We start from the raw sequence: 25,722 nt of genomic DNA, 5'->3' as shown, positions 1-25,722 counted from the left end.
AAAGTGTTATCGGCGCGGCCATTTTCTAACCAGGCTCGCCCGGGAGAGGCATTCCGTTTTGTTGGCATCTTGCAATCCAGACCCTCGGCACCGCCCTGCGGCCCGCTATTTGCATCGGTTAATCAAATCGTGCATCACACGTCGGCTGACGGTCTGTTTTAACCGGAAAGCTCGCCAGAACGTCTCGTACCAAAAGGGCTCAAAACACCATGAATCCATCGGAAATAATGTCCACGATCGAGCGACTCGCTTCCCCCGACGGCGTCGTTCGCGAGAAGGCACGACATGCACTGATCGACGCAAAGAGCGATGAGGTGATGTTGGCGCTGATCGCCAAACTGGACGATCGACGACATCAAGTCCGCTGGGAAGCGGCCAAGGCGTTGTCGGAGATCGGTGATTCCTCCGCCTCTTCCCCCCTGGTCCATGCGATGGACGACAGCGACAGCGACGTCGCTTGGGTGGCAGCCGAAGGCGTTGCCGGAATGGGAGAAGTTGGTCTGTCGGCGGTGCTCGGAGGGCTGATTCGATCGAGCCGCTCGGGAGAGTTTCACCGCGCCGCCCACCATGCATTAAAAGAGTTCTCGCGGCGTGGAATCCGACGGGACGTTGTCAAGTTTGTGATGAATGCATTGGAAGGTGCCGCGCCAAAGCTGTCCGGTCCGGTAGCCACCTACAAGGCGATGCAACAAATGGACGTCCCCCGACTCGCCCCATAGCCAATGCCTGTGACGCAAACGGTTGACACTGGCGAAGCACTCGGAGACAGCGTTGACAGCAAGAATCGGTCTCCGAATCACGCAACAAAATCTCCATCCCCAGACTGGCAAACTCCCCTCTCACGAAAACTCGCTCCAAGAAAAGAAGCCGCCGCTGCCCTCGGTCGACCATCGACTACCGATTAACGATGACGGTGCTTGCGGAGTTCAGCGGCGGCGAGATTTCGGCTTGCCCTTGCTATTCGCCTCGGTATGCGGGGGAGCATCTCCTGAACATGAATCACCAGTCCTTCGGCGCCGCGAGAGACAGACCACACTGCAGGACGCGCACCAATCCAGTGGAGTCGCCTATTTAACTGTTCTTGGCAAGGAAACCGGCTGAGTTTTGTGCGTCCCGGCCATAAGTTGACCACTGCGATGTGAGATTGAGTCTGATCGAGTTGGTGATCGCGTTCAGCAGCGGTTTCCAGATGAAGGGATTGCGATAGCGTGCCTCCAACGCGACAGCTGCCCGGATCTTTTCCAACGCCAACGTTCGCTCATCCGCTTGCCACGCCGCGGCCGCTTCGGCCGCGGCAGCCTCCGCCTGTTGAGCATCACGAGCAACGCGATCCAACCACTCCGCTGCCTGTTCCCAATGTTTGGCTTCCTCCCCCGACGTGGCACCGGCCAACCATCGCGTCTGATGCGGCTTCATCCCGTTGAGATCCAAGCCCATCGAACCAAACGACGTGTTCCAGTCGCATCCCCGCCATCGGTTCCGCCCCATTTCGTAAGCGGCGTCGATTGCATTGGCCGCCTGCATCCGTTTGTTCCGAGTAGTCACCGGTGGCTCCGAATCGAGAAAGATGGAAAAATGTAAACATCGATGCCAGCCTCCCGTGAATAAGCACATCGCGTGCCAGCGACGCGAAAGCGACGTCCACTTCGCCGGGCCTCCCCGCTGCCTATCGACCGCAAGCGGCTACGAAAGACAAATGCATGTCTCGAACAAAACCCAACTATTGGCTCACCCTGGCGATCATTGCCTCCTTCATCGCCGTTGCTGTCTTTGGCATCGTGACCTTTCGCAACACCTTTGCCGTGCGCGAAGTCGAACAACGGATCGCCAAATCGCATGCCGTCCGCGAAGCGACACACCAACTGCTCTCGTCGGTCAAAGACATGCAAACCGGGCAACGGGGTTATCTATTGACCGGCAATCCGATCTACCTGGATCCCTATCGGATCGGTGTCGAACAGATCCAAGCTGGGTTCGCGCGGTTGCGAGATCTGACAGCCGACAATCCAATCCAGCTGAAACATCTCGACGAGATGCAACAACTGGTCGAACAAAAACACGAATACCTCGCCCATACGATCCAGCTGCGCAGCGAAGCCCCCAACGAACCGATCGGCGATCAGGTCATCGAGATCGTCAAGTCGGGCGAAGGGGAAGGGACGATGGAAAAGCTGCGCGATGTCGCCAAAAAAATCCTAACCCACGAAGGGGAGCTGTTAGCCCAACGCGAAGCGGCCTCCGAACACGATGCGGAGGTGTCGCGAACAGCGATCATGGCCGGGCATGCCATCGCGTTGGGATTGATCGTGATCGCTGGCTTTGTTGCACACGTCGATCGCAAAAAACGGGACAGCGCCGAAACGCGGCTCGACGCAAAACAATCCGAACTCGCGGCGGTCATCAATTCGGCCAACGACGGGATCATCGCCTTCAACCGCGACTTTGGGATCCGCCTGACCAATCCCGCCGCGGCGGCGATGTGGGGCATCGACGGCTCGACATCGGTCGGACAATCGCTGTTGAATTTTGTTCCTCACCAGCGAAGAGAAGGTATCCGCCAACGGGTGCAGAAGTTTCTCGATTCGTCGGAATCGTCGATGCCGTTCACCGACGGCGTCGGGCTGCGCAGCAATGGCGAGGAGTTTCCCTGCGAGGGGGAGATCACCAAGACGCGGTCGGGCGAAGAGGATTTCTTGACGTTGATCCTGGCCGACGTCAGCCAATCGCGCGACCTGAACGCCAAGCTGCGGCAACACACGCTGATCCTGGACCAGGTTCGCGATGCGGTTTTGGTTTGCGACAAAGAGGATCGGATCCTGTCGTGGAACGAAGGGGCCCATCGTTTGTACGGACTGTCCAAATCCGAAGCGCTTGGCAAGAACGCGGCGCAGCTATTGTTTCCCGATGATCGACCGCTGTGGGATGCGGGCCGCGACGCCACGCTGGCCGCGGGGGACTACTCGGCCGAATTTACGCAGCGGACAGCCGATGGCCGCCAACGGATTGTCGAACAACGGCGATCGCTGCTGCGGAACGAACAGGGCGAACCGACGGCTCAGCTGATCTTGAGTATCGATGTCTCGGACCGCAAACGGGAAGAAGCGAAAGAGCGTCGCAGCCAGCGGCTCGAAAGTATCGGCACGTTGGCCGGCGGTGTCGCACACGATTTGAACAACGTGCTGACCCCGATCCTGATGAGTGGCAAGCTGTTGAAACAAGGCAGCCCCAACGCAAGCCGTTTACACGACACGATCGTCACCAGCGCCCAGCGTGGGGCGCAGATGATTCAAAAGCTGCTGGCCTTTGCTGGCGGTGATCAAACGCAAAGCGAAGAGGTCGATCTGCGCGAGATCCTTAACGAGCTGGAAGAGATCCTCAGCCACACGCTACAGAAGACGATCGACCTGCAGATCAGCATCCCCGACACGCTCGATCTGATCCACGCCGACAGCACCGAACTTTCGCAGGTGCTGATGAACCTGGCGATCAACGCCCGCGATGCGATGCCCAGCGGCGGCCGGTTGGACATCCAAGTCGAAAATTTTTACGTCGATCCGTCGCGTGCCTCGCACAGCGACAACCTCAACACCGGGCCACACGTTCTGCTGACGGTTGCCGACACCGGAGAAGGGATTCCCAAAGAGGTGATCGAACGAATCTTCGACCCCTTCTTCACGACAAAAGCTCAGGGCAAAGGAACCGGTCTGGGGCTGGCCACGACACTCGGAATCGTGCGATCCTTCGGCGGCGACGTCACCGTCTACAGCGAACCGCTGGCCGGAACGATCTTTTCCGTCTACCTTCCCTCGTCAAAACTGACGCAGCCGAAGGTTCCCGCCGCGAGGGTCGAAAACCACCAACCTCCCAAAGGGAATGGCGAATTAATCCTGATCGTCGACGATGAATCGCTGATCGTGGAAACCTCGTGCGAGACGCTGCAATCGAATCGCTACCGCACGGTCGCAGCTCGCAGCGGCGCCGAAGCGGTCGCCATTTTCCAGAACCGTGGCGATGAGATCGATTGCGTGTTACTTGATATGATGATGCCAGGGATGGATGGCCTGGACACAAAAGACGCCCTGCGTGAGCTCAACCCAAACGTCCGCGTGATCGCCAGCAGCGGCTTGCGGCGCCCCGGCAGCAGCGGTGGCCGGCTGGTCGACGTCGACGGCTTCCTTCCTAAACCTTATACCGACGAACAACTTTTAAACATGCTCCGAAACGTTCTGGACGCGTAGCGATCGCCCTCGGTGGGCGGGCTTCGCGTCTTGGCAATCCCCGCTTGGATCCGAGAAGAGTCGAACGAGCAGCAACGAGCCACGGCATGATGCAACTACTGATTATCGACGACGAACCTCTGATCTGCGAAACGATCGCGATGGCGTTTCCCGGCGACCAAGTCATCTCCAGCTTGACGGCGGAAGCTGGGATCGCCGCGTTCCTCGAATCGCCACCGGATGTCGTGCTGTGCGACATTCGTTTGCCCGACATGTCGGGGATGGAGGCGTTTGAAAAGCTGCACCGGATCGACCCCAAAGTGCCGATCATTCTGATGACCGGCCGCGGCACGGCGGGAACCGCGATCGAAGCGATGCAGCGAGGCGCGTTCGAATACATTCTCAAACCGTTGGATCCCGACACCCTGATCCCGCTGGTCTGCGACGCGGCTGAAACCAGTCGCATGACGCGAACTCCCGCGATGGTTCCCGATCCGTCGGCCGAGGATCAAGCGGTCGATGCGTCGACCGACCTGTTGATCGGTGCGTGCCCGGCGATGCAAGAGGTTTATCGTTCGGTCGGCCGTGTCGCCGGCCAAAACGTGACCGCGTTGATCCTGGGTGAAAGTGGCACAGGCAAAGAGGTGATCGCCCGGGCGATCTATCAATACAGCAGCCGCGCCGCCGGCCGCTTCCTGGCGATCAATTGCGCCGCGATCCCCGAACAATTGCTCGAAAGTGAACTCTTTGGCCACGAAAAGGGAGCGTTTACGGGAGCCGAACGAAAGCGGGTCGGCAAGTTTGAACTTTGCAACGACGGTACGCTCTTTTTGGACGAGATCGGCGACATGACGCCGTTGATGCAGACCAAGATCTTGCGAGTCTTGCAGGATCAAACGTTTGAACGCGTCGGCGGCAGCGAAACGATCCACACCAACGCGCGGATCATCGCGGCGACCAATCGCGATCTGGAACAAGCGATCCAGAGCAAAGACTTCCGCAGCGATCTGTTCTACCGCTTAAACGTCTACACGATCAAACTTCCGCCGCTGCGCGAACGCGGTGACGACATCGCGCTGTTGGCGAACCATTTCTTGAATCGCTTCGCCGCCGAACTGGGGAAACAGATCACTGGATTCGCCAAGGAAGCGATGAATCTATTGACGCAATACCGCTGGCCCGGCAACGTCCGCGAATTGCAGAGCGCTGTCAAACACGCGTTGCTCGAAGCGACCGGCCCCGTGATCGTCCCGGCGTTTCTTCCCGATGTGATCCGCGAACCGGCGGCTCACGATAGCGGGCGAGTTTCCACATCGACCGGCTCGACGACCAACACCTTTAACTTCGCTGAAATGACCCGCCAACGTCTGCAGGCGGGAAGCGAAGATATCCACCGCGATCTGGTCAGCATCGCCGAGCGAGAGATCTTTGCCGAAGTGCTGCGGCACACCGATGGCAACTTAACCCAAGCTGCCAAGCGACTGGGAATCACCCGCACCACGCTCCGCGCCCGGCTCGAATCGCTCGGCATGTCGGTCGAACGCTCCGCCTCAGTAACCGAAAACTAACGGCTCGCGATTCATCGATCTTCGCTCGAAGTGATTGCCGGCAACCGACCGCCGGCGGAGCGATTGCCGCTGGCAGATTGTGGGCACTCTTTATCCGCGGCGTTCACTTTTTAGCCGCCGTTTCCGCTTGCCTCTCGAATTGCAAGCTGCCGGATGGCCAGCCAAGCCAGATGATTTGGCATTGCAAAACACTCGGTTTCCGCAAAGGCTAGCGGGTTTCTACAGCGAGCGTTTCGAATTTGGCCCGCCCTGTGCATGAAGGCTCTCTCCGTTCCAAGAATTGGCTTCAAGGAATCCCCCCTTTCAATGGAGAGCCTAAAAGATGTCACGTTCACTATCTCGCTATTTTCTCGCCGCACTCTCGGGCAGCACCTACGTCATCCCCGTCGCCGCCGCACCCAACACCTCGGCACCCTCGGCTCAGCCTCGCCCCACGGCTCAGGTGGAGATGACCGAAGAGCAAATGATCATGTACGAGATCCGCAAACAGGTCGGCCGCGAACTCAAAGGAACCTAGTTCACTTCGCCCGCCGTTGCTAGCGTCGTCGATCTCTCCGCGATGCACCCCACCGCGCCCTGCCCCAACGGAAAGCACCGCCACCACCGATGGCTGATGTCGCCCCGCATCCGCCTTCCGGCAGCTTCTGTTGGGGCTTTTTGCGCGTCCTCTACTCGGGTTCACGCATTGGAGCCCTCGCTCCAATGCAATCTCGTCCATCGCAAGATCGCGCTAAAATCACGCGACTCCTTCAAGAAATCAAGTTTTCGTTCGCATTTTATAAAACCACCCACCGGTTCCGGTTTTACCACCTAGCGCGAAAAATACGTTTATTCAGCTGGTAGGGATCGCCGATAGGGTGGTATGGGGCGTCGTAGTTTGCGCTTCCGGAATTACAGTTCCAAGCTGGCGAAAATAACATGAAATCGATTCGAATTCTTGCACTGACCGCAGCATGCGTCTGCACAGCGCCCGCACTGGGGCAATACACACAACGCCTTGCGATCGGTGACGGGGACGTCACCGGCACCCGCATGATTCAACCGGTCGCGCATCGCAATGGAGTTCGTTGCCAGTGCGGACAGCAGTGCTACCGGGACCTGCAGCGATGCTGTCCCCAATGCGGCACGCCACTGGATTCCCAACATCAACACGCATCCCCGGGCCTCCCGCCGTCAAATCCGACGGGAAATGGGCTGGCGACGCCACCTCAATCCGGTGCACCTGGGACCGTCCCCACGCCACCGCCCGTCACTCCGGCACCGAATGGAAACCAGGACGTGGCTCAACAGCCGCCGGTTTCCAACCAATCGCCGAATAACACGCCCGCCCCCAACGTCAACGATTTCGCGAACTTCACGCCTCAATCGCCCGTGACCACGGCCTCGGTCTTCGCAGCAGTGCCACCGACGATCGACCTCAACTGGGGCGGCAACACATCGACGGCAACGATCAATATCATTCGTCCTTACACGACGATAGGAACGATTGTTCCCGGTACTGGTTTACCCGGCAGTCCGTCCGCCAGCCTAACCTTCGACATCACACCGGGAGACAGTGTCCCCGACTTCCAGAGCGTCGGTGCGGGACGGGATGAGTTGGGCGGCGGCGATGGTGTCGACACCTTTGATGTCGTGGAGTCGATCCCTGGCGGACCGCTAACGCCCCCCACGGGCACCGAGTTTGAAAGTGCGACGGCAACGTACGGTCCCGGTACCGATGGCTACCTCGACGGCGAAATCTGGAACGTATCGGCGTTGTTTACACAAACGATCGAGATTCCGAATCCCAGCGCGACCGTCGTCGGTCGCCTGAAGATCGGTGAGAACAGCAGCCCCATTCCGCGCAACCGCGTCTTTGTGAACTACAGCTATTTCGACGATGTGCCGTTGCGTCCTGAAGGCGTCGGCGTCCACCGATTCAGCCCCGGTTTTGAAGTCATGCTCGATAAGAATTCGTCGTTTGAGCTTCGCACGCCATTCGCGAGCACGCTGTCGAGCGGATTTGCCTTAGATGGCATCACCAGCAAAGACATTGAGTTTGGCGATCTGTTTATGGTCTTCAAACAGAAGTTGCTGGAAACGGAAAACTCACTCTGGTCGATGGGGATTGGTGTCACCGCCCCCACCGCGGACGATCTGGATATTTCCTTGACCGACGGCACCCAGCTGATCAAAGTCAACAACTCGACAGTCCACCTGCTGCCGTTTTTCGGATACATGATGCAATTGACCGAGCGTCTGTTTGTCCAAGGATTCGTGCAAGTGGACGTCGATGTACGCGGCAACCGCGTCTTTATCAATCCGCAGGCCGCGGGAGCCAACCGTGTCGACGCGGGCCGAATTCGCGATACCACGTTGCTGTACACCGATATCTCATTCGGCTACTGGCTGCGAAAACGGGGCGAACACCGTGAAAAATTGCTGACATCGATCGTCCCCATGCTCGAAGTCCACACCTCCAATTCACTTGAAGCCAACGAAACCATCACCCGCGGCGCCGTTACGCTGGGTGAAACGGGGGACGGTGTTCAGAACCTGACGCTGGTGGTGGGCAACCATTTTGAAGTGAGAAACAACCACAACTTTACCGCCGGCTATGCCCTTCCGATTGGAAACCGAGCGGATCAAGTCTTTGATGGCGAGTTGCGATTGTTCTGGAATCGATACTTTTAATTGGGGATTCACCACCGCGCCATCTGCCAAACATCGGCCCATCACGTAGACCCGCGAATTCAATTCGCGGGTCTTTTTCGTTGCTTCCCCACGCCACCAGCGTAACAAAAAACTTCGATTTCAGCATGCAAAACCCTAGGTATGGCTCATTGCCCCACACTATACTGGCCATCCACAAAGGTGGGGAATGCGATCCGTAACGCTGCAAACGCCCGCTAATATGACTCGCCACATCTAGATGAGACAGCAACGATGACGTCGGTTCGATCAAACAGGAAAGCGTCCTTGATTTCAGCCCTCCGACAGCGCAAGCTTCGGCGAAGGCGGCTTCAACTGGAACAATTCGAACCTCGACTGCAATTGGCCAGCGACTTCGGCGGAATCATTGGGAACGTCTTTAGCGATCAAACCGGCGATGGTCTGTCCGCCGATGACCTCGGTCAAGAAAGCGTGGTGCTTTACCTGTATCGCGATGGCGGCGATGGGAGCTTTGACGGATTACTTGGCGGCGATGACTCGTTCCTGGACTCCACAACCACCGACGCCAATGGCGACTATGCTTTCGACCGTCTCGCCGCTGGTGACTATTTCGTTGAACGGATCTTGCCAGCTGGATTCATCGAGCGCGCGGGAACCCACGTCTCGACGTTGACGACGATCAGTGACGAGCAAGCTTCGGGCGAATCTGTCGGCGTGCTGATCGACGACTTTTCCGAAGGGGATCAAAGTTTACTTGTCGACGTTCCAGGCGAATACGACGACAACTCCTTCGAAGCCCCCGAAGCGAGTCAATCGATTTTGGGGCGTGAGCGAGATTTGTATCTGACGTTATTCTCAGGCCTACGGGTCAATTTAGACGTCGACAGCAGTGGCGGTAGTTTGAATTACAGTTCGACCTCGGACGCATTAGGCGAATTTTATGTGGAATACGATGGAATCGATGGTTCGTCTAATTTTGATCCCATCGGTCTCGGCGGGGTCGACCTAACCGATGGCGCAACAGCGGATTCCTTCGTGTTAACGCTGGGAGCACTGGGAGCGCTGGGAGCGGATTCTCCGGGCGCCGTCTCAATCGGAATCTTCATACACACCGACAGTGTGAACTACTCGTCATATTCCACGACGATCGTCACGCCGCCAGGCGGAATTCCTTTCTCCGAGCGGGTTATTCCTTTCAGTAACTTTACTGGCATTGCACCGGGAGAAGAAGCGGACTTTAGCAACGTCGGTGGGATCAGCATCCGAGTCAGTTCCGATGTACCGGCTTTTGACAGCCAAACTTTGAAGATCTACACCGTCGGACAAGTTGACACACGTGTCGATTTCGCAATCTACGAACCGCTTTCTTTGGGCGACCGTGTCTGGAACGACACGAACAATGATGGGAACTTCGACCTCGCTTCGGAAATTGGAATTTCCGATGTCCTGCTCACTCTCTACGAAGACAATGGCGATGGCGTTTTCTCCAGCATCAACGACCCATCGATCGATAGTACGCTCACCGACCTCGACGGGATTTATTCGTTCACTAACTTGTTTCCTGGAGACTATTTCGTCCAAGTCAACGATCTAAATTTCAGTTTGGGTGGACCGCTGTCTGGCTATCTCTCCAGTCCCGGTAACCCCGACCCCGACAACGATATCGACAATGATGACAACGGGGCCGAAGTGCCAGGCCAGGGCGTCATGTCGCTTGCGGTAACTTTAGCAGCAAACTCGGAGCCCGGGTCGATTTCCTACAGCGATCCAAACGCCAACCCGACACTTGATTTCGGGGTTTACGCCGCACCAGACCTGTCGATTACGAGCACCGACACGCCGGATCCCGTCGTCGCCGGGAACACACTAACCTATACCCTCGAAGTCCACAACAATGGACTTGGTGATGCCACAGGGGTCACTGTCGTTGACACGCTTTCGACAAACGTTCAGATCGATTTTGTCAGCACCAGTCAAGGAACTCCGACGTGGATTGGGAATGAAGTCACAATTGATTTAGGGGATCTTGCTAGCGGCGGTAGCGCGACGATCTCAATTACGGTGATCGTCGATCCTAACACGGCGAACGCCATCACCAGCTTCGCCACGGTCTCGGGAAATGAAACCGACATCGACAGTGCGAATAACTCGGCATCCGATACGACAACGATTGAAGCAATCATTGTCAACAGTCCACCAATTGCTAACCCAGACACGATCTTCGTGTACGAGGACCAACCCTACACCGGCACCTACAGCGAACTGCTGCTCAACGACACCGATCCCGACGACTACGACACCTTAACCTTCGTTGCGATGGATGGAAACGTCGTCGACAATGGCGATGGCACGTTTACGTACACACCACCGCAGGACAAATTCGGCGACGCGTACGAGGTCTTCTATTATTCCATCGTCGACGACGGGGGCCTCTACTCCGTTGCTGAGGTAACCGTCAACATTATTTCGGTCAACGATCCGCCGACGGTTTCCGACCTGTACTATTCGACACCCAACGATCAAGCATTGACGTTTGTGCTTCCGCTGTCGGACTTTTCCGCCGGTCCATCGAATGAATCACAAGCCCTGAATGTCGTCTTCTTCGACAGTTCCAGCGAACAAGGCGGCGATGTTATCTACAATCCCACCGACGGCACGGTGACTTATTATCCGCCGTCCCCCGCACAAGGAAGCCAATTCGTCGGCCTCGATTCGTTTGACTTCACCGTCGCTGACGACGACGGAGCCGAGACGACCGGGACCATCTATATCTATGTCACGGCGAACTCCTATCTGTTTGACGATGGCTACAGCGTAGCTACCGGCGTTTTCCCAAGCTTTGTCACGTCTGGTAATTTTGACGACGGTTTCAATTCCACGGGCGTTTCTTACCCCGATCTTATTGTGGCAAACGATTTCCAGAACTCAGTCTTGGGAAGCGCCAGTCTCACCATCGTCTGGAACCCTGGCAGCTCGCAACCCGCGGTCGAGCCCGAGAAATCAACCATCCTGTTGCCTACAAACTCCCGACCACAGAGCGTTGTTGTCGGCGACTTCGATGGCGATTCGCGCGATGACATCGCAGTGGCCTTGCTCGGAGAAGGACGTAACAACGGCCAGGTCTACGTTCTATTGGCCGACCAAGTTCAGTATGGCGACATGCCGTTTGACGAATCCGAATGGATCCTAGTCGGAACGGGTGCCGGTCCGTCAGCAATTGCCACCGCCGATGTAAACAATGACGGAAATCTCGATCTCGCCTACACGAATTTTTACGGCGATACGGTTTCCATTCTCCTAGGGACTGGCGAGGGAACATTTCAACCTGCCCAAACCCTTGCGGTCGGCACGCGCCCCTCCGCGTTAGTCTTTGGTGACATTCAAAACGACGGAAACGTCGACCTTGCCGTCGCCAATTATGGCAGTGACAGCGTCTCTTTGTTTCTTGGCAACGGCAACGGCAACTTTTCCGATGCAGGCACGCTGACAGGCATCCCAACCCCCACCGGTCTCGCCGTGAGCACGTTGGATAACAACGGATTCGACGACCTTGCCGTCAGTGGAGGATCGCAGGTTCACATCTTCTACAATGTCGGGAACACCGCGACCCCAGACGTCGCATCGGAAGTCATCGACTTTGACTACCGACTGGGAGGCATCCAGGCTGCCGACATCGACCGCGATGAAGACCAGGATTTGCTGGTCGCAAACTCGGGCGGCGGAGCGGTATCGCTGCTCACCAACCTAGGCTCGGGGTTTGTTCATGGCCAAACCATTCCGGTACCATCGATCGTTTCGCAAGGCGGTGCACTGCCAAAGAATTTAACCGTCGTGGATCTCGACCTGGATGGCATCCAAGATTTCGCAGCATCCCAGGTCGTCAACGGCATCAGCATTCACTACGGAAGGGCCGTCTCGGGCTATGGCGGCTTCGGGGTCGCGATGCCGGTGGTTGCGGAATTCCAAAACGCAGCTGACCGGTTTGACGTAAACGACGATGGACTCGTTTCGCCCATCGACGCGCTTCGAATCCTGAATTCCTTGGCGAAACAACAGACCGCCGGAGAAGCCGCGACTGCGGCGGCGCAGGCAAACTATGTCGACGTCAATGGCGATGGCCAGATCACACCGATCGACGCGCTGATGGTCCTCAACGAAATCCAACGCCGCAAGAGTACGACGGCGGGCGAATACGGGTTGCTACCTCTGTTTGGTGACGCCGATGAGGAAGAGGAGCAATTGCTCGAGACGTTGGCGATCGATGTCGAACGGGGACGTAAGTTGATTCCATAGCCCTCGTTTTCAAGGAGCTATTCGCCACCGGTCGTCGCGATTTCTACGACACAGCGAAATCCAAACGGCGGACGGCGTCCGATGATCTCATACCAATATTGCGGCGATTCCATCGCTTCGAACGTCAGCGGTGCAGAGTCTCGGTAGTCGTTGCCACAATAGACGATTCCAAACTGATCCTCTTGGTTTTGAATAGGCACCGTCACTTCGAGATCGTCGGTGGTCTTGGTCCATTCTTTGACGTTACCCGCCATGTCGCGGCAACCAAAAACACTGACATCATCGCGTGATGAACCAATCGGTGCAGGGCCCTGTTCGATCCTGTCAACCGCCACGTCGGGGACCGGCTCATCCGCCGGAGCCTCAAACGGACCAGTTTGTTCTGGCGGATGATCCCAGCGTCCCGCCGCCTTATCCCATTGCTGCTTCGTTGGCAAATCACAACCGATCGCATTCGCAAACAGATACGCCTCTTCGGCGGAAACATTGACCACCGGCAGATGAGGATGATCTTCCGCCGGAAGAAAATCATTTCCTGCCAAAGTCCCTGTTTTCCACTCCTCTCCAATTGCAGCCGATGGCGATTGCTGAACAAACCGCGCGAACATCGCGTTGGATACCAAATCTTGCATGCAATAAAACGAAGCAAGATCTTGGTTCGCCGTACGGGGAATCAATTGGAACCGCAGTCGTGTAGCCTCATCGATTGGACGTTCAATCGCGCTGTACAGCATCGTTCCACCAACCCGAACAAGCTGTGCATCGGATGCGATTTCAAACCCTTGAGGAATCGCGTCGAATGCGATGCTTTTCAAATTCATCGTTCGCAGCGCAAGTGCTGCCGGTGTCCCCGTTACCACGAACACCGAGGCGGCGATAAACGAACGACGCAACCAACGTCGCCTTGCTTCCTCGCGTTCCCGATGGCGAATCGCGTCAAGAATTCCATCGATGAATTGGGTACACGTTTCGAATCGTTCGGCGGGATCCTGGGAGAGCGCTTTGCCGATAACCGGTTGCTCTTCGGCAGGCAACTCCTTCAGAAAGTCTTGCTGCTGTTCGCTCGACTGCAGTTCTCTGCCCAGGCGAAGTTCTAAATAGGTTGCCGCAAGACTGAACTGATCCGATCGCGGCCCAAACTGCTTGCGAAATGCTTCAGGCGCCATATAGAGCGGTGTGCCCAGTACATTGGCCGGCACCGTCAATTCTCCAGGCTGCAATTCTCCAGTAATCGCGATTCCGAAGTCCGCCACCTTCACATGCTCGCGTTGCAACAAGATGTTGGCCGGCTTGATATCGCGATGAAAGATACGCTCAGAATGCAGGAAATCGATCGCTTCGGCAGCCTCTTTCATGTAGTGCAACAATTCGTCGCGTTCGATACCAATCTTTTTGTGTTTCCGCAGCGTGTCTTCCAAACTCTCATCGGCTAGTTCTGAAACGATCATCAATTGATCGCCGACCACCCAAAACGCTTGCACATTTAGCAACAGAGGATGCCGCAACCGTTTGACGATCGACAGCGCCTTCAATTCCGTTTGGGTCGCCTTGTGCTTGATGGGAAAGGAAACTTTTTTAACGGCGACTTCGACGTCACCGGGAGCCATCGCTCTCCAAACTTCACCGTATTGCCCCTCACCGATCCGTTCGATCAGCCGATATCCGAAGTTGTCCGGAAAAGACTCGACCTCCACCGCGGGTTCACGATCCATGATTCCCGACGAAACGGGAACATGCACCGCCACCGTTCGATCGTTTCCACCGACAACACTTTCGAAGTGACGGTCGGATAACCGTTCGGTCTTCGTGCGAGGCACCCCTCGGTGCGTCCCCGTACCATGCTCACCCTCGCGCATCGTTCGCTCACGTGGCGTGTGCCGTGCCGTGTCCGATTCATAGCGAAAGCGTGCGTCATCTTGTAGCCAGGCTTCCAACCGATCCGCAAATTCGACCATCCGCGAATAACGCGACTCCGTCGATTTGGCGATCGCTTTCATGCAAATCGCGTCGAGTTCTGCATCGATTTGATTCCGGTGATCCGACGGCTTGGGCGGAATCACGGTAAGGATTTGATTTAAGACTTCAACCAGCTTTCCCGAAAACGGTCGCGAACCGGCCAACAGCTCGTACAAGATCACCCCCAGCGTGTAGATGTCGGTCTTCGGACCGATCGCCGCGGCCGTTCCTTCGACTTGCTCGGGAGACATGTACGCGGGCGTGCCTAGCACTGCACCAGGTGTCGTGAGATCGATCGCGTCGGGCCGGGCGAGAGTGGCGAGACCAAAATCGATGATCACCGGTTCATTCAAATAATTCACGATCACATTGGACGGCTTCAGATCGCGGTGGACGACACCTACCTGGTGTGAATGATGCAACGCATAGGCGAGCTTTTTAATCAGCAGGACCGCCTCGGCGATACTCTTGGGTCTCACTTCGGGATCGGTTAGAGGTTTGCCTTGAACATAAGTCATCACCATGAACGGAACCCCGCCTTCCTGGTTGACTTCATGGATTGGGCAGATGTTAGGATGGACAATCGCCGCAAGTGCACGCGCTTCGCGAAAGAAACGATCGACCACCATTTGCGCGTCGGCGTGATTGATGAACGGCACCTTGATCGCCACTTCACGGTCCAAGCGATCGTCATGGGCTAGATAGACCGCCCCCATTCCACCTTGACCAAGCGTCTGGATAACGCGGTAGCGACCGAAGTATTTCCCCGTCCCTACGCCACCTTCGATCGGCGTTTCGGATTGTGAATCCGCGACAATTGTCTTAAAGACGCCCTCCTCGAAGACCTGGCGCGTAATCTCTGCAAATTCGGGAAACGCCCGATCGTAATCAGACAACTGCAGTGACAACTGATTTCGGTGCCGATACGGAATGTCCAGTTCGAGCAGATTCCTGTAGAGGTCTTGCCGCTCATCCCCCTCCCATCGATCAACAATCTTCCGCAGATCCGGCGGATCCCCCGATTGCCACTGCTTTTCGAATCGTTCGCGCGTTTGTTGAATCCTTCGAAACAGTGGCTCAGTCATTAATTTGGCTGCGACAGAAGTGACAGATGGATAGGCAGGGATGTCGGAAACGATGGATGCCCCATCGGTTCCTCAGGAGCATCCGAAGCGAGGATGCGCCAACGCCCCCCAAGATGAATCACGATTTACCCTGAAACGTTGGCCAATCAATGGTAACATACCAGTTCCGTAATGTATCGTCATGAACGCATCACCGGGGGCTCTGGCAACTCCGCGTTTCCAATTGATTTACGAATCGGTGCGCGATCATCTCCGCTTCTCTCAGAGTCCGCAAGCGATCGCTTGTTGGCGGGGGTCTCCCCACGGAACATGCCTGCCTCCCTTCCCTTGGACGACCAACCGAGACTTCCGATGATCCCCAAGTGTTTCGATTACCGAGTTCTCTTAGTGCTGGCGTGCATCCTAGGCAGCGCAGAACGTAGCGTCGCCCAAGTCGAAAAGCCTGTCTTAGTGGTTGCCCCCGGAGGGCCTCGGACCTCGGTTACGAGGATCGCATTTTGCGACCAAGGCAAGCTGTTGCTGACCGCCGGCTGGGACAAGACCGTGCAGGGTTGGCAACGGAAGAACGACGGCGATTTCCAATTGGATGCCGCCAACACGCATCGGATTCCGATCGGCCCGGGACAAGCAGGAACGATCAACGCGATTGCGGTTTCTTCGGACAATCGCTGGTTGGCAATCGCCGGTAAGTCGCGGATTCGCGGCGCTTCAGATTTTCAAGACGCGGGTCGGATCTATCCGGTTTCGGCGAGTCTCACGAACGAGATGAAATTGGATCGCGGCGTGATCCACCTCGTTGACCGGACGACAAACGCTCGGACAACCCTTCGCGGACACACCGCCCCGGTCGTTAATCTCGCATTTGCCACCGATGCTCAAGGTCTCATCCAACTCTTCAGCGTGGCAGCCGATTCCAATGCGGACGACGACGTCACCGATTTTGAGCTGCGTCGCTGGAACATGGAAACCAAAGACGCGATCCGCAAGACGTTTCAATTGCCGCAAGCACTCGCATCGTCGCAGATCGCCGTGGTTCATGACTCCCGCGAACACCCGGCCCTCGCGATCGCCTGGTTCGACGACCGGCTGAGGCTTTGGAACACCAAAGATAATCTGTTGACCGAGGCTCCCAACGGGGTGCGCGCCGCATCGGTATTCGTTCCCGCTGGTAATACGGAAACGATTCTTGTGGGCAGTGGAGGGCAGTTACGAGAATGGCGTTATCAGAACAACACGCTGCAGCAGATCCAAGTCTGGGACCTGCCGCGATTCGATGACCTCGCTTGGTTGCCTCAGTCGATCGCCACCCTTTCATCAACCGGCGAGGGCACCCACGACCGAATCGCGATCGGCGCAACCGGCATCTCCGAAGGCATGGGCAAACAAGCGAAGCTGATCGTTTACGACTTCCCAATCAACAACATCGCCGCACCGCGTCGCGAGCTTCCCCTGTGGGCAATCTCCACAAACAACCCACCGCCGGTCAACATTGCGGTCTCGGAAAACTCGGAGCACATGGCCGTCAGCGGCAATCCCGGGCATCAGCTTGCCATCTTTAAACGTACCGATTTACTCGGGCAATCCAACGGATCTCAAAAACTGACCAGTCGTTACCACGAAATCGAATCGGCAAGATTTGGGACCCTCGCCGATCAAGATGGCTTGATGATTCGAGAGTCGGGTGCCTCGTCGGAGAATCTTGCCCTCAATTTTTCGAATCAATTGGTTTCCGTTATCGATGAAACCAATCCGTGGAAATCCAACGCGACACCTTCATCGCTGAAAATCGAACGAGATCCCACAATCGACAACGCGTTCAAGGTGACCGATCCCGAACGAACGCTTTGCGAGATTACGTTGCCAGCGGGCCAACGGATTCGATTTGCCCCCGTGCTATCGACCTCTTCGGCGACCCGCGAATCGGTCGTCGCCGTCGCAACCGAATCGGGCAGCGAATATCGTTTGCTGATCTACAACGCCAACACCGGTGAATTGATTCGTGAACTACGAGGGCACGATGGCCCGATCCTATTCTCGGACGATGGGCAATTGATCGCCGCGACGACTGTAGAGACGCCAACGCTACCACCGACGATTCGGCTGCGCCGGGTGGCTGAACTCGAGAAGCCATCGTTGGCATCGGTCCCGATCCAACCAGGCCAATCGGTATCGGCAATCGCAGTCCCTGATTCGGAAGCCCTGAAGGAGACGCCGATCCTTGTCGCCGCGACCCACATCGCTGGGCAAGAACCACGTTTGACGGTCTTCGATACGGCTTCCGGCGCCCCGATTCGAGAACTGGCCGCGCATTCGGAGCGGATCCAATCGATCGCATTTTCGAAAGATGCGAAACTGTTGGTCTCGACAGCCCGCGACCGAACGCTTTGTGCCTGGGATCTATCGGACCTCAACACCATCCTTGGCAAACACGGGTCGATTGCGGGAGTGCAATTGGACAACCAAGCCGTTGTGAAACGAATCCGTCCTTTGCCCGCCGGCATGAAGCCAGCGCCGCTGCAAAAGAACGACCGGCTGATTTCAATCGTCGACGAACCCGCATGGAAATCGGGGCTGGATCTATTCCACCGCATGTGGCAGTTGGAACCGGGGAGCGTCGCGAATGTCGTCGTGCAACGTGGAACTGAAAATGTTCAACTTGCATTACCTGTGTCGCAGGCGAGCGATGAACGCAAGCCGCTGTTCTCGCTATTGATCGCCGACGACAACCGACCGGGATCGCGACGATGGATCGGATGGACGCCGTCGGGCCCGTTTGAAACCAGCAGCGAATCGATGATGAAGGCGATCGGTTGGCACTTTAATACCGGACAGCCCGAACACCCGGTAACGTACGCTGAGATCGGTGCCTACCGCGATCAATATTATCGATCGAAGCTGATCACGTCGCTGATCAGCACCCGCACCATCCCGCCAGCTCCGCCGCTGCCTCGCCCGACGATGTCGATGCTGTTGCTGCCGGGCGAAATTATCGACTCGCAATTGGTCAGTTCACCAATCGTCCGCCAGGCACCCAACTCCATCTCGCTGTCATTGCTTGGACGGCTGCCCGCCAAAAAGATTGGGGCTGTGGAGTTTCAGTTCGATCAGCAGGCGGCGATTCAACCAACCTATGATTCCAACGGCAGCTGGACCGCTGCCCTCCCAGAGGCGATGCAGTCGCGAGGTCTTCATTCGATCCAAGCGGTGGTGCATACGAACGAACAGATTCCTCAATCGTTCACCAGTCGCTTGCAGTACCACTTCATCCCGCCGCCGCCGCAAATTCAGATTTTGCCGCAGCCAACGCGCACCAAGGACGAGACGTATTCGCTGAAATTCACCCTGGAACCAACGATCGATACCGACACGTTGGACTACAACATTGCCAGCGGTGATTTTCAAAAACGCGGATCGGGAGTTGGTCGCCAAGAGATCGAACTGTCCGTTCCCTTGTCGCTTGGGAACAATGCGATCTCGATCTCGGTGGTGCCTCGGGGAGGCGATCCACAGCAGGAAGCTGCGCGCACCATTCTCGAGGTCTTCCGTTACATGGGCCCCGTCGCGCCACCCGTGATTACCTTAAACAAGATCCAGCATCTACATGGCGGCCAAGTAGAGACGGTTGCGTTGAACCAAGCCGATCCCGCCCTGCTCGATTCGCCAAAATGCAAACTGCAAGGTTCCATCGATTCACCAATCGAACCGTTGACCGTTGTCCGCGTGCTTTTGAACGATCAATCGATGGATCTAAGTTCCACGTTCCAATCCGCTGAACTGAAGAAATTTCAACTCAACCAAGTCCTTCGCTTGCAGCCCGGCGATAATCAAATCACGATCGAATCGCAGACAAAAAGCAGTCCTTTGACGTCGTCCACCTTTGCGGTTGTCTACCAGCCTGCGATCCCCAAGCTTGAAATTACGGGGCCGAGCAACGACACGGAAATCACAGAATTCCTGGTGACGCCTCAAGTCACACTTACCGGGCGGATCCGGGCCGAGGAAACGCCGGAGGCTTTCACGGTCAACGCGTTCATCAACGGCATCGAACGCAATGTGCAGGTTCAACAGGTCAACGATCAAACCGTCATTCAGGAGACCGTTCCGCTGCGCCTGGGGCAAAATATCATCGATCTGGATGTGCGGAATGCATGGCACAAAGAACCACTGCGTCAGCGATTGAATGTCTACTATGCCCCGCGTCCGGTGATCATGAACGTCGCCACGGAAACGAAGCCCGACATGCCCTATTTTTCAGGCGTCGTTCAATGCCGATCAGCCTCCCCGATCGAACAGATTACGTTTGATGCAGTGCCCGTCGATTCATTTCAGGTAGTGGAAACCAACGGCGACTTGCAAACCGTCCGTATTGAAAAGCTCGACTTCATCGAAGGCAAGGCAACGGCGGAACTGAAGATCACTTCGAATGAAACTTCGGAACCCTTGGCCGTCGAACTGCCCAAGATGCCGCTGCCCACGGCTCCCGAGATCGAACTGGTTTCGAGCATCCCACAAGACGCGGTCACGAACAAAGAGTTTGACCTGCGATTCAACGTCAACTCAAAATCACCCACCACGAATATCGAAGTACGCCATCGTGGTAAAACGGTCTATCAAAGCGACCGCGTGCAGAATCCCATCGCAGTCAAATTGGATCTCGTCGAAGGCATGCAACCGATAAGCATCTCGGTGTCCAATGCCGGCGGAGTAACGCGGCGGTCGTATTCGCTGAATCGACTGCTTTCGCCAGCTCAATTGATACTGGATTCGATTCGCTACGATCCGTCAGCTAAGGAAACGATTCCGATCGAACTCCGCGATGGGCATTTGGTCACGAAGACGCCATTGAAAGCGGGCCGCGTTTGGTTGCAAGGCCGCGTCAAATGGCTCGACTCCGACGATCCTAATATCAACAAGCCCTTGGGACTAAGTCTGCATGTCAACGGATTCCAACAGTTGCCCGTCCGACTGGATCCGCTGCAAGCGGGCGCAATGGAGCGAACCTTCCTCTGCGAATTGTTTCTAAACGCGGAAGATAATGAAATCCAAGTCGACGTTCCCGAGATTCAACTCGACCGTGTGAATGCCGATTCGCTGCATGTAATCTGCGATAATCCGGTCCAGCGGCAACGACTGCGGTTGGTATTGGTTGGCGTCGGTCCACAGACGGAACAGGAGTTGCGAGAGGAGGTGTTCAAAGCGATCGGTATTCGCAAAGAACAGGGCCGATTGGTGAGTCCTCAATTTTCCGAAGTCTACGTTGCAGGCGTTCTCACAGGCGACAATGTTGGCGAAGATCAGATCCTTTCGATCCTGGGCAACCGGGTGCGTCGCGTGGGTCAGAAAGCGATGCAACAGACGCCGGCCAACGAAGTGGTTGCCGTCTATTTTCGCGGCGTGCAAGTCATTTCGCAGGAAGGGCGATCCTATTTAAAGCGATCTGCCGATGGGAAAAGTGTGCTGAGCAATTTGTATACGCTCGACGGGATTCACCAACAATTCGAATCGGTGTGCGGAGCGAAGGTGCTGTTGATGGATCTCGTGAACGACGATGGGGCTGCCGACTTGGTTTCTCCATTTCCGCCCGTGCGGCCGCAGTCGGCTTCATTGGGATATGCGATTGAAAACGTCCAATCGCCGGCACAAGTCAAACGCAAGCTGTTGGGTGCGATTGCACAGATTCGCGAGCAGAAGCCGACGCCGTTGTTCGTGCTCCGCGCCGGCTTGGAAGCCTTTGCGCAACAGGACAACAACCTTAGCTTTGCAAACGAAATCCCCGACCTGATGACGGCTTTGCAATTCTGAACCAACCTCCCCAACAATCGGTCTGTCGGGGAGGTTGAATATGCTAATCAGCGATGCGTCATCGCTTTTAGGGATCAGCCGCCCAGCGCGATCAGACGCGTGGGTGTGCCGGGGACGTCCAACTTGGCCGCTACCGTAAAGTCGGTCAACGAGATGATCCAGATACTTCCTTCCCCTGGGTTGGTCAACGCGACTTGGCGGTGTCCGGGCAGGACGGTGGCGGTGTGATGCCCCGAATGCCCTTCGATTTGATTGGGGCCAACGGCGATCGATTGCACCTGTTTCGCATCGCTGAAGTTGCCGTCGTCGTTCGGGTCGAGATCGACGACGATCAATCGATCCTTCGACGAATCCGATCGGTTCTCGGCAAATGTGAGCGCCAGTTTGCGACGGTCTCGGGTCTCGACGACAACGGGTGTCGACAGGCTTTCCGCTTCGTCAAGAGCGATCAAAAGTGTTGAGATCGCGGGAGCGGGACTGCTGGCGTCGATCCAGCACAATCGGCAATCCGCCTCTTTTCCCGCGGTGAATAGAACGTGGTTCTTCAGGTTCGCAAACGCTCCGGTTCGCAGCGGCTTGTCCTCGGAACCTTTGCCGATCGCCAAGTGGTTGACTTCCACGTCGTCGGCGCTGCCGGTCATCTGCATATCGGCTGGCACCCAACAGACGCCATCGGCGGGCGCCAAGAAGACTTTTCCTTCGTTGATCGTCGCGCCGTGCAGACCGCCTGAAGGACATCGGATCTCGTAACGTTTACCGTTGTTGGAACCGAGTCCAACGACGTCGACGCGGCCGCTGTTTTCACCGCTCCGATCGATCCAAGTCGAATACGCAACGTGGTCCTCGGCAATCGCCAGCGTGATATGCCCGCCCCCTCCCAAAACAAAGGTGGTCCGATCGGCCGAAGGCTTCGGATCGCGTAGCCGCTGAGCTGTGGTGATCGTCATCCCGCTGCTCTTGTCGTTCGCCAAGACGAAAGAACGGCCGTAGTGGTACAGATGGGCGGGGTTGCCCTGTTCGGTGTCGATCACCGACCGTAGCACGCTTGGCGCGTTGGGGAACTTCCAATGCGAGTGATCGCCGTGCGGTTCTTCGACACCGCCCGATTCGATAGCGACCCAACCGCTGCCGATCGTCCCGTCGGCTTGATCGCGGACACCGATCAAGATCAGACCGCTGTCAGCTTGCATCTGGACCAGCGACTGCTCCGCGACATCCAAGGCTGGAAAGCCGTCGATGGTTTTCGCCTCTAAAGAGTATTCGTTTCCTTGTCGTTTGAAGTCGCCGTAGCGAACCGTGGCGTCGGCGTCGTCTTGCCAAAAGAGTCGCGCTCGCGTGCGACCTTGAGCATCGGCGGTGGCGCAAGAGGCCAACGCTAAACCAAGCAACAGGCAGCTTCGTTGGAAGATCGTTTTCATTGTGGATTACCTTTTTTTGCGAGTCAGTAGACGGACCGCCGACGGTGGCAGGTCCAGTTCATGTGGTTGTTGTGAAGTTGAGTCGAAGGTTGGAATCGATAAACCGCTCGTCGCCGGGTCGCCCAGTTTTGGGTCGAGGATCCAGCCGCCATCGCTGATCGATTCGACGGAGACGAAATATTGGGGACCGCCAGACGGCGACACTTGCTTGAATCGGGCTTGGCCTGTCGGGTCACTGATCGCAGCGGCGACGACCGGTCCCGATTCGGAATCGTGCAGCTGAACGCGAACGTTTGCCAACGGATCGCCTTTGTAGCGAAGCAAAATCGTAGGCGACTGATTCGACGATTCGCTGGACGAATCGCTGCAACCGACGATCGCGAGCAGCGAAACGAGAATGGACAACGAAATGGTTTTGATCATGGCAACTGCACCACCTCGCCACCGTCCCGCGAATAGGCTGCGTGGTAGGTTGGCAGATCGATCGAATCGCCGATGAAACGGACGCTGCCATCGAGCATCGCATGTCCAGCCACGCCGGGATGGTACGATCGGGAGCTGTAGAAACCGCGGCCGTGCATGCCAACATCGGGCAGGTCGGAGTTGGGGGACATGTAGCCGTTGATCACCGTTGCATAAGGGACGCCGCGAATCCACGACGCGCCGCGATTCCCTTGATACGAAGTGATGCTTGCCGGAACGACCGCCTGCAGATCGGGATTGGTAATCAACGCCCCGCCGCTCATAAAACCAGCGCCACTGGGATTGCTGGAGGTCCCGCCCCAGTTGGCGATCCGACGCTGCGGACCGGTTGGCGATGGTTCGGTCTCTGCGCTGGTTTGGTCGCCAAGAACGGTTTCCGCAATCAGAACCGTGTGGCTGGTGCCGTCGATGCAGTCTCTGAATCCGGCCCAAGAGTCGGTCCAGACCATGCCGTCGGTTCGATAGCGGTCGTCGTAGTGTGTGTCGGTGCCACTGCCGTAGCTGAACATATAAGTCAGCCCCGCCGTGTAGCCGGCGGAACCGTCGGCGAAGGTCGTCGCGAACTGGGGATCACCGGCGTCGCTTGGACACAAGAAGGTTGGCAGCACGCTTTCGATGGCGCCGCGGAGTGCGGGATTGAACTGAGCGGCCCAGGCCGGACCGACTAACAGCGGCGATTCAAAATCGATCAGCTCCGCCAGATTCCCCTGTTCGATAAAGGGAAGCACGCGGGCTTGGACCGAATAGCTGCTCGATCCGGTCATCGCCGGGATCACGCGATAGGTGCTCTCGTAGTTGTGCGTCGCTAAAGCGAGTTGTTTTAGGTTGTTGCTGCACGACATCCGCCGCGCCGCTTCGCGAGCGGATTGAACCGCCGGCAACAGCAGCGAGACTAAGATGCCGATGATCGCGATCACGACCAGCAGCTCGATCAACGTAAAGCCGGTGGTGGGATTGGAAAGTCTTGATTTGTTCATGGGATGCTATAGGTATTGCAGACTTCGTCGATCGAAGCCGTTTGGGAGAACGATGTAAATTGAAGGAGCCCCGCTGCGCAGGCACGATCGATCGGGTTTGGTCGGACCGGTGACCGATCACACCACAAGCGCAGCGGGACAGATTGCGGAGCGGACACCATCCGATGCCGCAGAGCGCAGCATCGGGCAGAGGGCAACCGAAAGGAGATGTCGCGAGGGATCGCCAACGCGATTACCGAGGCGCACGTCGGGCAACGTTCGCGCAGAACCGGCTGGACTTATCCGAGGACCGGTGGTCCGCGAGGTCGCGCGATCGAGAGGGTCGCTGCAACGGCAACCGCATCGAAGATAGGATCCGACGACTGAACCAATCGATCGCTTAACAGCGACGGTTCGAGGTTCCAGTTCACGCCGGTTGGACTGGCTAACGACTGACAGATCGGACAGTCATCGGCATCATGATGATGATGCGATTCGCCATCGCAAGCCGTAACCGCCTTGGAATGATTCCGCTGCAAACCACACGCATCGGGAAGATCCCCACCGTGATGATGGCAACCATGGGAACAGACGCTTGCTGCAGCGTGATGGTGCCCATGCGCGTCGCAGGTGGCGACATGCAGCCACGCGGGTGCTTGCCCCCAAGCAACTACAAGGCACAGCAAAATCGGTAGGATAGGTCGGAACAGCGAAGTCATGGACGACGTTCGGCTTCAATGGAAGTTTGGGTTTTAGATGATCCGACCAAGGATTGCAGCCCACAGTACGAGCCGACAACGAAAAGAGTTCACCCAAAAGTTCAACTAACCCAACCCATACAAAACAGAGGCAGCGGTCTGTATGTCGCAAAGGAAAACGTATCTCCGCGATGCCAAACGCACTACGTTATTTTGACGCGTCTGCGATACTGATTTAGCACTTTGCCTCGCGAATTGACCAACGTGACCGTGACCGTCAGAATCGAGTGCGATGCCAACTGGCGGATTGAATACTCACCAAATAGCCGAGTATCAGCGCCTTCATCAACGACCAGGATGTCGTTTTTGGGTAGTGATTCTTCGAAACTCGATTGGATATTTCGGCCCATCGACGTTTCAAACTTCCGATCAAAACTTCCCAGCAAGACGCGATCGCGTCCACTTTCTTTCAAAAACGAAGCGACATGCTCAGTCATTCCAGCGATCGCATCGGAAAGCGTTTGAGCATGCCCTACCGAGGGAATCAACGCGATGACGAGGACATGCAATCTTAAAGTCGGGAACATCGTAGGA

General features: G+C 56.6%; 14 protein-coding genes. 7 read left to right on the top strand and 7 right to left on the bottom strand.

All coding sequences use genetic code 11. The features are described from left to right. Positions 1-227: 227 nt before the first annotated feature. Entirely contained in the window at positions 228-719 is a 492-nt protein-coding gene (locus Poly24_RS00645) for a HEAT repeat domain-containing protein (protein ID WP_231753393.1), read from the top strand. 352 nt (positions 720-1,071) lie between these two features. Here Poly24_RS00645 and Poly24_RS00640 read toward each other — a convergent pair whose 3' ends face one another. After that, positions 1,072-1,545 (bottom strand): hypothetical protein, encoded by a 474-nt coding sequence (locus tag Poly24_RS00640; protein WP_145089005.1) that lies wholly within the window; start codon positions 1,543-1,545, stop codon positions 1,072-1,074. 155 nt (positions 1,546-1,700) lie between these two features. Between Poly24_RS00640 and Poly24_RS00635 the strand changes: the two genes are divergently transcribed. From Poly24_RS00635 to Poly24_RS00615, 5 genes are all read left to right on the top strand, one after another. Beyond that, positions 1,701-4,238, top strand: a complete 2,538-nt coding sequence (locus Poly24_RS00635; RefSeq protein WP_145089002.1) for a CHASE3 domain-containing protein — start codon at positions 1,701-1,703, stop codon at positions 4,236-4,238. A gap of 86 nt (positions 4,239-4,324) precedes the next feature. Then, positions 4,325-5,785, top strand: a complete 1,461-nt coding sequence (locus Poly24_RS00630) for a sigma-54-dependent transcriptional regulator (RefSeq protein WP_145088999.1) — start codon at positions 4,325-4,327, stop codon at positions 5,783-5,785. A gap of 322 nt (positions 5,786-6,107) precedes the next feature. Beyond that, entirely contained in the window at positions 6,108-6,302 is a 195-nt protein-coding gene (locus tag Poly24_RS00625; protein WP_145088996.1) for a hypothetical protein, read from the top strand. Between the two features lie 401 nt (positions 6,303-6,703). Continuing rightward, on the top strand, positions 6,704-8,458 hold the full coding sequence (locus tag Poly24_RS00620; RefSeq protein ID WP_145088993.1) for a hypothetical protein: 1,755 nt from the start codon (positions 6,704-6,706) through the stop codon (positions 8,456-8,458). A 285-nt stretch (positions 8,459-8,743) separates the two neighbouring features. Further along, on the top strand, positions 8,744-12,730 hold the full coding sequence (locus Poly24_RS00615; RefSeq protein WP_197452220.1) for an FG-GAP-like repeat-containing protein: 3,987 nt from the start codon (positions 8,744-8,746) through the stop codon (positions 12,728-12,730). Between the two features lie 17 nt (positions 12,731-12,747). Here the strand turns inward: Poly24_RS00615 and Poly24_RS00610 are convergent, their stop codons facing one another. Next, positions 12,748-15,771: a bifunctional serine/threonine-protein kinase/formylglycine-generating enzyme family protein gene (locus Poly24_RS00610; protein WP_145088987.1), complete on the bottom strand. Its 3,024-nt coding sequence runs from the start codon at positions 15,769-15,771 to the stop codon at positions 12,748-12,750. 351 nt (positions 15,772-16,122) lie between these two features. Here Poly24_RS00610 and Poly24_RS00605 point away from each other — a divergent pair, with 351 nt between their 5' ends. After that, positions 16,123-21,573, top strand: a complete 5,451-nt coding sequence (locus Poly24_RS00605; RefSeq protein ID WP_197452219.1) for a WD40 repeat domain-containing protein — start codon at positions 16,123-16,125, stop codon at positions 21,571-21,573. A 74-nt stretch (positions 21,574-21,647) separates the two neighbouring features. Here the strand turns inward: Poly24_RS00605 and Poly24_RS00600 are convergent, their stop codons facing one another. The 5 genes from Poly24_RS00600 to Poly24_RS00580 all read right to left on the bottom strand — a co-directional run bounded on the left by Poly24_RS00600 (position 21,648) and on the right by Poly24_RS00580 (position 25,715). After that, positions 21,648-22,991 carry a hypothetical protein gene (locus Poly24_RS00600; RefSeq protein ID WP_145088982.1) on the bottom strand — a complete coding sequence of 448 codons (1,344 nt, stop codon included), beginning with the start codon at positions 22,989-22,991 and terminating at the stop codon, positions 21,648-21,650. A gap of 6 nt (positions 22,992-22,997) precedes the next feature. After that, positions 22,998-23,414, bottom strand: coding sequence for a hypothetical protein (locus tag Poly24_RS00595; RefSeq protein WP_145088979.1), 417 nt, complete (start codon positions 23,412-23,414; stop codon positions 22,998-23,000). Continuing rightward, positions 23,411-24,451 (bottom strand): DUF1559 family PulG-like putative transporter, encoded by a 1,041-nt coding sequence (locus Poly24_RS00590; RefSeq protein WP_145088976.1) that lies wholly within the window; start codon positions 24,449-24,451, stop codon positions 23,411-23,413. Before Poly24_RS00590 ends, Poly24_RS00595 begins: the two co-directional genes overlap by 4 nt. A 278-nt stretch (positions 24,452-24,729) precedes the next feature. Continuing rightward, complete coding sequence (locus tag Poly24_RS00585) at positions 24,730-25,149, bottom strand: DUF2946 family protein (protein WP_145088973.1); 420 nt, start codon at positions 25,147-25,149, stop codon at positions 24,730-24,732. Positions 25,150-25,331: 182 nt separating this feature from the next. Then, the gene (locus Poly24_RS00580) at positions 25,332-25,715 is read right to left on the bottom strand and encodes a hypothetical protein (RefSeq protein WP_145088971.1); all 384 of its coding nucleotides are present in this window, start codon (positions 25,713-25,715) and stop codon (positions 25,332-25,334) included. Positions 25,716-25,722 lie beyond the last annotated feature (7 nt).

The sequence above is a fragment of the Rosistilla carotiformis genome, from assembly GCF_007753095.1.
GTDB classification, from domain to species: domain Bacteria; phylum Planctomycetota; class Planctomycetia; order Pirellulales; family Pirellulaceae; genus Rosistilla; species Rosistilla carotiformis.
The sequence above is the reverse complement of the archived record's forward strand: the minus strand, read 5'-3'. Positions and strand labels throughout refer to the sequence as shown.

Excerpts from the sequence above, each read along its gene's own strand:
- Poly24_RS00585 (WP_145088973.1), bottom strand. The coding sequence starts at position 25,149 with ATGACTTCGCTGTTCCGACCTATCCTACCGATTTTGCTGTGCCTTGTA.
- Poly24_RS00580 (WP_145088971.1), bottom strand. The coding sequence starts at position 25,715 with ATGTTCCCGACTTTAAGATTGCATGTCCTCGTCATCGCGTTGATTCCC.
- Poly24_RS00605 (WP_197452219.1), top strand. The coding sequence starts at position 16,123 with ATGATCCCCAAGTGTTTCGATTACCGAGTTCTCTTAGTGCTGGCGTGC.
- Poly24_RS00610 (WP_145088987.1), bottom strand. The coding sequence starts at position 15,771 with ATGACTGAGCCACTGTTTCGAAGGATTCAACAAACGCGCGAACGATTC.
- Poly24_RS00625 (WP_145088996.1), top strand. The coding sequence starts at position 6,108 with ATGTCACGTTCACTATCTCGCTATTTTCTCGCCGCACTCTCGGGCAGC.
- Poly24_RS00595 (WP_145088979.1), bottom strand. The coding sequence starts at position 23,414 with ATGATCAAAACCATTTCGTTGTCCATTCTCGTTTCGCTGCTCGCGATC.
- Poly24_RS00590 (WP_145088976.1), bottom strand. The coding sequence starts at position 24,451 with ATGAACAAATCAAGACTTTCCAATCCCACCACCGGCTTTACGTTGATC.
- Poly24_RS00635 (WP_145089002.1), top strand. The coding sequence starts at position 1,701 with ATGTCTCGAACAAAACCCAACTATTGGCTCACCCTGGCGATCATTGCC.
- Poly24_RS00600 (WP_145088982.1), bottom strand. The coding sequence starts at position 22,991 with ATGAAAACGATCTTCCAACGAAGCTGCCTGTTGCTTGGTTTAGCGTTG.
- Poly24_RS00620 (WP_145088993.1), top strand. The coding sequence starts at position 6,704 with ATGAAATCGATTCGAATTCTTGCACTGACCGCAGCATGCGTCTGCACA.
- Poly24_RS00630 (WP_145088999.1), top strand. The coding sequence starts at position 4,325 with ATGATGCAACTACTGATTATCGACGACGAACCTCTGATCTGCGAAACG.
- Poly24_RS00645 (WP_231753393.1), top strand. The coding sequence starts at position 228 with ATGTCCACGATCGAGCGACTCGCTTCCCCCGACGGCGTCGTTCGCGAG.